Origin of the sequence: Lunatimonas sp., assembly GCF_020832325.1 — a bacterium.
Taxonomy (GTDB): Bacteria; Bacteroidota; Bacteroidia; order Cytophagales; family Cyclobacteriaceae; genus Lunatimonas.
The window spans coordinates 74,023-85,561 of sequence record NZ_JAFIEU010000019.1 but is presented as its reverse complement, the minus strand read 5'-3'; the positions used below and the strand labels follow the sequence as shown (position 1 = coordinate 85,561).

At 47.9% G+C, this 11,539-nt stretch carries 5 protein-coding genes; all 5 read right to left on the bottom strand.

Translation table 11 applies throughout. The features are described 5' to 3' along the window. Positions 1 to 48 precede the first annotated feature (48 nt). Positions 49 to 1,788, bottom strand: a complete 1,740-nt coding sequence (locus JJU34_RS07475; protein ID WP_228691713.1) for an FAD-dependent oxidoreductase — start codon at positions 1,786 to 1,788, stop codon at positions 49 to 51. Between the two features lie 306 nt (positions 1,789 to 2,094). Beyond that, the gene (locus JJU34_RS07470) at positions 2,095 to 3,510 is read right to left on the bottom strand and encodes a Gfo/Idh/MocA family oxidoreductase (protein ID WP_228691712.1); all 1,416 of its coding nucleotides are present in this window, start codon (positions 3,508 to 3,510) and stop codon (positions 2,095 to 2,097) included. 159 nt (positions 3,511 to 3,669) lie between these two features. Next, positions 3,670 to 6,120, bottom strand: a complete 2,451-nt coding sequence (locus JJU34_RS07465; protein WP_228691711.1) for a hypothetical protein — start codon at positions 6,118 to 6,120, stop codon at positions 3,670 to 3,672. 294 nt (positions 6,121 to 6,414) lie between these two features. Further along, positions 6,415 to 8,226 carry a RagB/SusD family nutrient uptake outer membrane protein gene (locus JJU34_RS07460; RefSeq protein WP_228691710.1) on the bottom strand — a complete coding sequence of 604 codons (1,812 nt, stop codon included), beginning with the start codon at positions 8,224 to 8,226 and terminating at the stop codon, positions 6,415 to 6,417. A 5-nt stretch (positions 8,227 to 8,231) separates the two neighbouring features. Beyond that, positions 8,232 to 11,351, bottom strand: coding sequence for a TonB-dependent receptor (locus JJU34_RS07455; protein ID WP_228691709.1), 3,120 nt, complete (start codon positions 11,349 to 11,351; stop codon positions 8,232 to 8,234). Positions 11,352 to 11,539: the final 188 nt, after the last annotated feature.

Here is an 11,539-nt window from a genome sequence, read left to right as displayed (position 1 = left end):
GGGTTTATTGTTTTCGTTTGATTTAGTAAAAACTAAAAGGACGGCTGTTTACGGCTTGTGGCTGAGCACCTGCTTGTCTTCCAGTAGTTTTGCGCGAAGTGCTGCGTAATCCACTTCCTGTACCGACTGATTATTATCGATGGCTATCACAGCAGCTGTTGCTGCCGACTGTCCCAAGACCATAAAAACCGGCTCCATACGGATCGATCCAAAAGCCACGTGGGTGGAGCTCACACAAACGGGAACCAACAGATTTTCGGCTTCTCCCTTTTTTGGCACAATCGATCTGTAGGGAATTGGATACGGAGCCCTGACATGGGCTTCGAAATTACCTTCGTTCTGCACATAGCCATTGTGATCTACGTAGCGCTGCACCATGTGGGAATCCATGCCATAGGCAGCCAATCCGACCGCATCTTCCACTTCCGGCACCAGACTTTCGCAGTCCTTTTGGGTAACCACGTAATCACTGATCATTCTGCGAGCCTCGCGTACATATAGTTGGGGAGTCCACCCGTTACTTTCGGTGAACTCGTCCTTGGCCATGCCCCATTTCGAAACCACGTCCCTTACTTGCTTTGGGATACGGGGATGATAGGCCAAGGTCCACATCAGGCCCTGCTGATACTCCAAATGCCGCAGGGCGATGGCTTCCCTTTCCTCGTAAGATCCTTCGGGAAAATCGAAGTTTTGTCCGATGAAGTCCGTAGAAAATCCCTTTTGGTTATTGGTATCCGTTTTACGGTTTGGCATGGGGGTGTTGATCCAAGGCACCAAGGGGTCACCATAGTGGTACATCTTCTCAATGGGTCCCGTGGCTGCTTCGTAATTGCGAAAGAGCAATTCATAATCCAACTCCCGGTAATTGGCCGGCTTGACAAACGGAATCCGGTTATCCGGATGGTCGGTAAGTGTCATTCGGTAGCAGTAAGCCTGAATTCCCTTATCGGCCGATCCATCGATTCCCGGCCCCCCTTGGATAATAAAAGGCAACAGTCCGCTAGAAGGGTCGCCCTTCTTCACATAGGGATCCACCCCTGGTATAAAGTTATGGTGAACAGCGTTTCTGGAAACCTCCCCTTTCAGTGTAATCGTATAGTAGTTTGCTTGAACGCCATTCAAGGTTTCTCCGTATTCGCTGTTAGCTTCCCGACCATAGGTGTAGGAAACACCGGAAGCGGCCATCAGATCGCCTTCATAAGTAGCATCCATAAACATGTTGCCGGTATAGGTCTCCCCACTTTCCATGGTGATGGACTGAATGCGGTTTTGATTTCGCTTTACGCCGGTTTGTCTGTTAAGCCGCTGTCCGGTTACTACAGGTATTTTTGCCTCTGAGAGCATTTGGGCGTAAACAGCTTTGGCGGCACTGGGCTCAAAGGTCCACAAAGCATCCTCTCCCTCCCTAGACCTTCCTTCGTTGGGACGGTTGAAATAATCAGCGCGCTCCTGCCACTTCCAGTTTTCGGGCTTGTCGTAATACGCCTTGATGTTTTGGTAAAACTCCCTTGAAATACCTCCTATGGCTTGTTTATTCCCAATATCGGTAGCGCCTAAGCCGCCGGTAGTTAAGCCCCCTACGTGGTTAGAGGGCTCAAGCAGAATAACCGTTTTGCCCATTCTCGATGCCTGAATCGCAGCTGCCACACCGGCAGAGGTAGCACCGTAAATGACCAGGTCATATTGGGATTGGGCCTGCAAACTATTCGGCTTGAATGAGAAAGATATAAAAAACAAATAGACGCATACGGTTAACAACCGTTGGCTTAAGGACTTCTTTAGGATCATGGTAAAGCTTTTGTGATTGAGTGATTTATATTTCTGTTACGGATAATAGAAACCCATTTGCAGGGTTTGGCACTAAAATACACAAATTTGACCAGCCCACAAGAATGAGGCGGGTGCCTTTGTGTATAGAAAGCATCCTTTGCATGGCTTAAAAAGAAAAACGGTTTAAGAGACATTCTATTGAAAGAACGATTCTTAAACCGTCAAAGGTAACAAAACGAAAATCTGCAAACGGCTACCTTATTGTCAACTTATGTGGACCTCTCCAGGTTTTTGCGACACTCGCAGAGAGACTAATTACCTTTCTCAACGCATCTTGAGCAGCGTATTACCACCGCGTTCTAAGTTAATATCCATCAAGGGCTTATTGGTCCGCCATAGTCCCGCTGTAAAGTCCGGTACCTCCACAGGCATGGATCGGTTAGCTACCGACGCCCCGGAAAGTGGCACAATCGAGCTCCAAGTAGCTGCGTCATACACATTCATATCGAGGGGGAGTCCATTTCGAAGGCAGTCTATCAGACGCCAGTCCATCAAGGTATCCATGCCTCCGTGGCCGCCGACCTGCTTCGCCATTTCACCTACACGCCTGGTGATCTCTGGGGTGTACTTCTCTTCCAGTTCGGCAAACTCCTCCTGCGATAGCCAGCCCTCGTGGCTAGTAGCGATTCTACCTGGTTCGGGGTACTTCATCGCTGCACCTTTGGTACCACTTAACAGGTGTATCCTGGAGTAAGGACGCGGAGAAGTGACGTCGTGCTGTAGCATGATGGTTTTTCCCAGACTGGTTCGGATGATACTGGTATTCAAGTTACCCCTGTAGGGTCTACCCACATAAGGCTTCCAGAAATCGTCCGACTGGGCCAGTTCCTCGGCCTTTTTACCCATCATAAAGTCATCCGTAGAAACGGAAACCAGAAAATCCATCTTGTCTCCGTAATTGATGTCCATGATTTGAGCAATGGATCCCAGCCCGTGCATCGGGTATAGGTTTCCGTTTTTACTGGCGTTTTCTTCCAGTCTCCACATATTGGAGTAACCGGTTTTGCTAAAATTGGCCATCAATAGATCGTGAATGTAGGCACCCTCTCCATGTAAAATCTCTCCAAAAAACCCCTGTCGGGCCATGTTTAAGGTAAGCATCTCGAAGAAATCGTAGCACACATTCTCCAGCAGCATGCAGTGCTTTTTTGTTTTTTCAGAAGTCTCTACCAGCTTCCAGCAATCCTCTAGCGTTTGTGCAGATGGAAGTTCTGTCACCGCATGTTTGCCATGCTCCATGGCATAAATCGCCTGCGGTGCATGCAGGGCCCAAGGCGTACATATATATACCAAGTCTACATCCTGCCTGTCGCAAAGCTTCTTCCAGTCCTCTGCTCCTCCGGAATACAGCGCGGGCTTGTGTCCCCATTCTCCAACGGTTTCGTTTCCTTTTTGGACCCGGGCAGGATCCAGATCGGATAGAGCGGTAATTTCAACTCCATCTATTCTTACCAAGCGACGTAACGCTCCTGACCCTCTATTTCCGATTCCGATAAGTCCCACGCGTACTACATCCAACTTGGGGGCGGCATAGCCTGACATATTGAACCTTTCCCATTTGGGCGGGTGGAATGGATGCATATCGGTATCCTTGGTGGTGAATCCAGCAAGGCCAGCGCCTGCTAATCCGGTTCCTGCGACTCCGGAAAGTTTTAAGAAATCTCTTCGATTGGTTTTCATGAGTACTTGTTATTTTGGAAATAGTATCGTTCGTAGCGCAAACGTCGCACCTAAAATGAATGATGAATTACAAACTTATGCCTAACCGCCTTTTGGTTTTTGTTCAATGCGGTAATGGAAATTATCCTTTATTCCGTTGATTTGCATGAGATTAAACCGTTAATCTGCACTGGGTACTACTTTCTCGGGAGAGCTGATTGCTTTAAGTTCAAATTTGAGACTAGATCTGCCATCCGTCAAAAATTCCGCATCGATCAAGATACTATTTTTCCCCCGTTTCAACAAAGGGATTTTTCGATCTACCTGTATGGATTGTACCAAATCCCAGTTCTTCTCATAAAGCGCTATCACACCGTCCCTCCCAAGCTTCAGTACTTGGCTTTGATCCATGGAGACTGGTATTTCCAGTTCAGCATGATTGTTTATTTCGATTTTTATGGATTGGATTTTTGCGCTTCTATCGCCATCTCCGAGTGTTAGGTCGATTAGAAACATCAGTTCCTGTTCATCAAATGGGTTATCAAACTCAAATACAGAGTGAACGGGCTCTCCAGGCTGCCTGATTTTCTGATCATGAACAAACCGTTCGATCTTGTATTGATATAATTTCCACTCATTGGCTCCAACCGGTTCCAAATGGAATTCGTTTTTGATATCCTCCATGCGCAACTTTTGCTCTTTGGTGAAGGCACCTGACATGCGCGCTGTTTCCCAGGTATTGATTGCTTGAAAGATGGCCTCGCTCGCCTTGTTTTCGGCAACTTGATGTAGATTTACGTTAAATGCAAATCCCGCATCAAATCCCGCCGCTCGTGCCAAGAGCCATTCGGTATCTTCGATACTGGTCTGAGAATTCATACTGAACCAACCCAACATGGAAGGAAGCAGGTTTCGGCGGTAAAAATCCTGATTCATCAACCGGTACTGAGTCTGACTTTCCCGAAACCCCGCATACCAGGGCTCTCCCCAATTATAGCGGGTATTGATATGCCAGTTGAAATGGCTGGGATTGCTCGCATCGTTGATTACCCTCCCTTGTATGTCTGGATGCAAATGATCGTACCAGGTCTTCGTAAACAACGCGCGGGCATACTGCCCCATACCGGTGGACCACACTCCTTCCAAACCGTCAAAAGAAATCTGTAGGAGGCCCGTTTCATTAAATAAATTAGCCAGCGTTATTGCGATTTTTTCGGACAAGGCTGCATCACTTAGGAACACCTTATAACCGTGGTCCATAAGCTTGCCGACAGATTCCCCTTTACGATGGGCTGATGCCGTGGTACCGTAAGCGCCACGAATACACCCCAAGAGGCGCCACGGCTGAGAATCCGAAACCTCATCGTAGCGAATGATCTCGTCGCCTATCAGTACCGCTTTCAGGGAGTTGTTTTTCATTTGGTTGAAAAACAAGGGCGACTCAATAACTATTTCCTCTGCATCAGCGTCCAAGTCCCCGACAAGCACACTCTGCCCAACTTTGGCTAGTCGCTGATCGGGAATGGGTGTCACGTACGGATCGTTGGTTTGAATGAAATTACTCAACGTGTGTACTCCCAAGGATACTCCCTGCTCCTTTGCCCTGTCTACACTGCGCTTCATGCTCTGCCAATTATCTGGAAACGACTTTTCAATCAATGGAAAGTGGCCCCAGGATTTAAACGGATGCCCGTGATAGAGATACTTAAGGCCGGCCTTCTTAGTTAGCGCAAGTGCTTCATCCAAATCATCCTCCGCAAACCCAATGATCAGGTAAGAAGCGGTTGCTGACCGGGCGGTTTTTGCCCATTCTCCATCAATCATCGGATGAGGAAGCCCTTCGGCCAATTCAATTTCCCCAATTACTGCCAAAGCTTCCGCTGGCGGACACCCAAAAATGGCTATCTTACTACCGACTATACCCCCGTCTTCATATGCTGGAGCGAGGTAATGGGTATGACCCCAGTTTTCGATAATCCTATCCGTATTGCGATTCCTTGTGTATCCCTGAAGCACGGAACCTCCCTCCACTGGCTTTGCTGTCTGCCCCCGATAGTATTTCTTCTGCCTCCAATCCCCCTCCACATCGGTAAGGTTACCGGTTTCAAAGATATCGTAGGCTGGTTCTATATCGTCTTCGCTGCTTGGATAGCCTCCCAGTGTCTTTACATTGAGCGCTTGTATTCCCAGTGCAAAATCTGTGTTTCTCACCACGCCCACGGACTCACCGATTGTCTCGCTGATCACGGTAGGATAAGGTCCCCAAACGATCAAATCAATTTCCGCATCGCTGACTACAGAAACTACCTCAAAAGATACATAGCGAGCATGGGTTTTTACGGCTATTTCTAGGGTGGTATTCCCCACCGGATAGTTTAGAGAAATCAGCTCCCCGCCTGACGCAATCGCATTCGGAGTCCAATAGTCACCTTCAACTCGAATACGAATCAAACTTGGATTCTGGTGCGGAATAATATAATCACTTCCGGTTACCTTATCCAGTAAACCAACTAACTCCCCATATTTATTCAGACTCAACAGGATATAATCCGTTTCCAAGGACAAATCCTGCGAAAAGGAATGAAAGCGGACAACTAGCATCAAAAAAACTATCCAGGTTACTTTTTGCATAGGGTCAAAGATAATTGCTCTAAATTAAGCAACTTCACTATTATATGTTGCAACCTCCTATAAAAACATTACCTACATGCAGACATTCGGCTGTAAAAGAGACTCCAACGCTACACCGAAAGCAATCAGTTAGTTCAGCTACAAGCTTCATAAGCAAACTCGTTTTATTAGCCCACACCTACCCCATAAACCAAAAAACCCTTTAAGAAGTCCTATAGAAGGACTCCTTAAAGGGTAGGTAAAATAGGTTTGGAAATAGGTTATGCGTATGAATAAGTGAAAAAGGCCAATCGCTTAATATCCAGGATTCTGGACAAACCGTCCATCGGCCTGCGAAGGATCCACGCTGGAATCAATTTGTCCCTTTGGGATCGGTCTAAGCACATGGTGGGGCTGCGGTTCCGGCACCAAAGCTCCTGGCCTGGCGGGACGGCTATTAAATTCGGTAACCCGACCAACCAACCTTCCCGTACGTACCAAATCCATCCACCTCATTTGCTCTCCGGCCAGTTCCCTGGTTCGCTCGTCGAGGATATAGTCGATTCCCTGAGAATTCAAGTCCCCCAGCGTACTGCCAGTCATGGTAGATACCTGTTCCGGAGATGCCGCAGCACGTGCCCGTACCACATTTAGCAGGTTGGCCGCTTCGGTGGCATTGCCTAACTGATAGGCCGCCTCAGCGGCGATGAGGTAGGTTTCTGCAAAACGATATACGATAAAGGGCCTAAGTGATGTGATATTTGCATCATTATTTGGCCTAGGTGCCGAAGACAGATACTTCTTTAACACAGGGTAGTACCGGTTTTGGACATTGTACCCCGTATAATCGGCAAAGTTTTGGCCAAAGTAGGAGTTCGGATCGGTGGCCTCCTCTGGTAAAAACACCAGGTACCTCCGCGTATCTTTCGTAGGTGCCACCTCATCGGCCAAATGTTGAGGAACCATCCAAACTGCCGTATCACCCAGCGCAAGTCCCTTCGGATTTCGCGTAGAAACCGAATTCACATACCACACGGTTTTGAAGCTCTTGTCGAACCGGGAATCGTTTATTTTATCTGCAAAGGCTTCATTCAAAAGCCATTCAGTAGGCTTATAGCGTACCCAAGGCCGGCCATTAGCCACATCGCGAACCAATCCCACCAAGTTGTCGTCGTAGCGGCAATTAAAGAAAAAGCTGCTCCTATTCTGGTAGTTGGGTCCTCCGAACGGTGAATAGTCGTTGTAAATGATATTGTCGTTCCAGTTGACCATAAACAAGGTTTCGGAATTGTATTCGTTCCCCTCTGAATGCACATTGGCGTAATCCGGCAACAAATCAACCCCGTAGGTAGCCTTGTTATTGATCAGTTGCATCGCAATGTCGTAGGCTCGCTGGTAATCGCCGCTTTGTCCAGCAGCAGACCAAGCCCTGGTCAAGTACACCTTTGACAACAGGTGCAATGCAGAGGCCTTCCATGCACGACCTTCTTGGCCAGATCCCGGACGTGCGTCCGGCAGATCATCGCCGTTTAGACCATCGGTAATGGTTTCCAAGTCATCGATGATGGCCTGATAAACGTCGGCAATTGGAGCGCGGGATGCGAGGTTTTCCGTACTTTGGTTAAACCGGAGGGGGCCAGAACCCAAATCCAGGGTAACCTCACCAAACTGTGTCACCAAAAGGTAATACCAATTGGCACGTATAAATTTGGCTTCGGCGATCAACCGGTTTCTATCGGCTTCGGGTAAGTCGGTAGCATCCTGTCCCAATTCAATGATCCCGTTACAGGTATTGATGGCCGGATAAGATCTTCCCCAAATACTGCCGGGAGATCCCTCCATCGGATTTAGGGCGTTATTGTACACGTTAAAGGGAGGATTGGTTACCTGCTCTCCATGAGTAAACTCGTCGGTGCCGTACACCGTGACGTTCATACCCCCTTCGTTGCCATAAAAATTACGAAACGAAGCATAGGCTGCGGTAATTCCGGATTCCAGCCCCTGTGCGGTCCGAAAGAAGTCCGGTGTCAATTGTCTGGGTTGTTCCTCTAGCAGATCGCCACAGCCCGTAGCGGTCAAACTAGCTGCAAATACCAGGTATATATATTTTTTCAGTGTGTTTTTCATCGTCCTTAGTATCTAAAGTTTATACCTAAAATAAACGCTCTTGTGGGAGGTGTATTTGGATTGACCGTCAGCCGGTTGGTGCCATTGGGCCCAAATCCGGGCGTCACAGAGCCCCCAAAGCCGTTGGTTTCAGGATCCAAGCCGCCAGCACGAACATACTCACTGAAAAAGGCTTGGAAGGGATTCTGAGCCTGCAAATAGATGTACAGAGATGATAGCTTGTTTCGCTCTAGGAAGTTATTGGAAAAAGAATATCCCAACTGCATACTCCTGATTTTCATGAAGGTCGCATCAAAATACCCTAAGGTTGACCCAAACTCGGGAACCTGTCCCATACCCGGGCGAGGAAAAGCATTGGTGGGATTGTCTGGCGTCCAATAGTCCACCAAGGGACCGTTTCTCCTTCCTTCCATCGAATTAATTGGATTACCGATATTTGCCTGATAGAAGTTGCTCACCAGCATCCCCCCAACCCGGCCAAAAGCAACCACATTGAAATCAAAGCCTTTGTAGGACATTCTACTGGTTAATCCACCAGCCCAATCTGCCTGGGGAGTTCCGAGTATTACCCTATCGTCCGCGTTGATCACACCATCGGGTGTATCAGGTATTCCGTCTCCGGTGGTATCGATCGTAGGTTGATCCTTGATTTTGATCATTCCTGGGAAAAATCCCGGCAAATAGGTTTCCCCTTCCTGTACGATTCCAATCTTTTCAAAGTCGTAGATCACATCGATTGGATGTCCTACGTGCCAACCCCGTGCAATATCTGCATCAACCCCTCCGGCTAGAAAGCGGATCTCACTTCGGTTCAAATACAAGTTGATATCCGTGGTCCAGGTAAATCCGGAAGGACGCTCCACATTCAGTGTATTAAGGGTTAGCTCAATTCCCCGGTTTCTGGATTCTCCCACATTCCGGGTAACTCCCCCTACACCTGAAGTAGGTGGAAGGGTAACAAACTGAAGGATGTCCTTGGTGTCCTGTTGATACACTTCCAAGGTACCCATGATCCGGTTGTTAAATAATCCAAAGTCCAATCCCAAATTGGTAGTCGTGGTAAACTCCCAAGTTAGGTTGTTGTTGGGTGAGGCGGTAACCAAGTATCCAAAGGCACCCGTGGATCCAAAATTATAGGGCTCTGCGGTTCGCCCATCAAACCCTCCTAGCCCTCCAAGGGACGCATAAGGATTTACGGCCTGATTAGACGTTGTACCGATTCCGAACCTTAATTTTAAATTAGAGAGTACTTCGCTTCCTTGAAGAAAGGATTCGTTGTGCATATTCCATGCAAATGCAGCTGCTGGATAATAAAACCACTTATTTCCAGCTGCCAACCGGGAAGAACCGTCAGCACGTGCAGTCAGAGTAACTAGGAATCTATCTTGAAACGCATAGTTCACGCGGCCCATGTAGGAAAGTAAGCCCCATCTCGCATAGAAGTTGTTATTTAATGGCACGGAAGACGTTCCTAAGCCTAGGTTATAATAGAGCATATAATCTGCAGGCAATCCGGTAGCCAAAGCAGCACTACCAAAGTCCTCTGCTTCCTGCGCAGAGAAGAGCCCTGTGAAGGAGAACTTGTGATCCTCTCCAAAGGTCTTATCGTAGTTGATGAGATGTTCTAGGGTATAACTCCAACTGTTGGTGTTTTGCACCTCCGCCTGATTGACTGATCCATTTCTAAATGGAGTGTTCGATCCTGCGAAGAATCCGTAATTGTCCTGCGACAAATCAACCCCTACATTCAAACGGTAAGTCAAGCCTTCGGCCAACTTTACTTCACCATACAAACTGTTAAATGTTCGTAGCCTTCGTCGCTGCTGGGCCCAATTATCTTGGTTGCGTACAAGAAGGGGGTTAATCGTTTCTGGATTTGGGCTACCGATACCTGGAAACACATTGATCGATCCATCCGGCTCGTAGGCGTTGAAAAGCGGGCTAAGTGTAAGCAAAGAAAACATATTGCTTACGCCCTCTCCATTGTTGATGTTAAACGAATTTTTGGTACTCATTCCAATTTTCACCCGGCTACCGATCTTTTGATCGATCACACCTTGGAGGGAGTACCGTTGGAAATCTTGGCCCGGAATAACAGTAGTCTCCTTAAAATAACCGGCGGAAAGGTTAAATTGCGTGGTCTCGGTGCCCCCGAGCGCTCCCACTAGGTGATTGGTGATGTAGCCGCCTTGATACATTTCGTCCTGCCAATTTACGTCGCGTCCTGCCGCCAGATTAGCCGCTTCGTCATCCGTGGCAGCATACGCCGCGCCTGCCGCCACCGCTTCATCGCGAAACCGAGAAAATTCTTGGCCGTTCATTACCCGGTATTGTCCGATGGCACCATTTATACCGGTATAGCCGTTGTAATAGAACTCGGTTTTCCCCGAAGTACCACGCCGTGTAGTGATCAAAATGACACCGTTTGACCCCCTCGAACCATATATAGCAGTTGCAGAAGCATCTTTCAAAATATCCAACGACGTGATGTCATCTGGATTGATATCGTTGATCGTTCCTGTGAACGGAATCCCATCCACAACGATCAGTGGGTCGTTTGAGCCGGTAAAAGACCGACTACCCCGAATCCGGATTTGGCCCCCGGCACCTGGGCGACTGGAGGTCGAATTTATTTCAACACCCGCAGCCCTACCCTGAAGCGCCTGCGTGATATTTGCCACAGGCACGTCCCGAAGGTCGCGATCACCTATACTGGACATGGCTCCTGTGATGTCACTCTTACGTTGGACTCCATATCCAACAACCACTACTTCAGACAACGCCTCTAGGCTGGAGTCCATCGTGATGTCTATAACGGTCCGGTTTCCCACAGTGACCTCTTGGGTGGTTAAGCCAATAAACGAAAACACCAATACGGCTTGTTCGTTTGGGACAGTGATCGAGTAACTTCCATCAATGTTGCTGATGGTTCCAGAGCTGGTTCCTTTCAATTGTACATTTACACCCGGAAGCGTTTCTCCGGAATCATCCCGTATCGTTCCAGACACGGACACTTGGGCCATTGCAATATCGTAATACAGGAAGATGACGAATAGGAGGCATATCCGCCTGCCAATCACCCCAATCTTCCCAAATGGTAGGTTTGGTAACATGAACTTTCGCATACAATTGGGTTTATTCAAGTTGTTATTTTGGTTTAGTTTTGAACATAGACATGCTTGCACCTCTCCATGCTTTTGAGAAGTGCATGTATAAAACCGCCGGTCAAAGGGCAGTTACCGTTTTCAATTAATCGATTAGCTTGCTTGGAACACTCCGGCCGGAAATGCCATTTTTTTCGATCACTAAATTG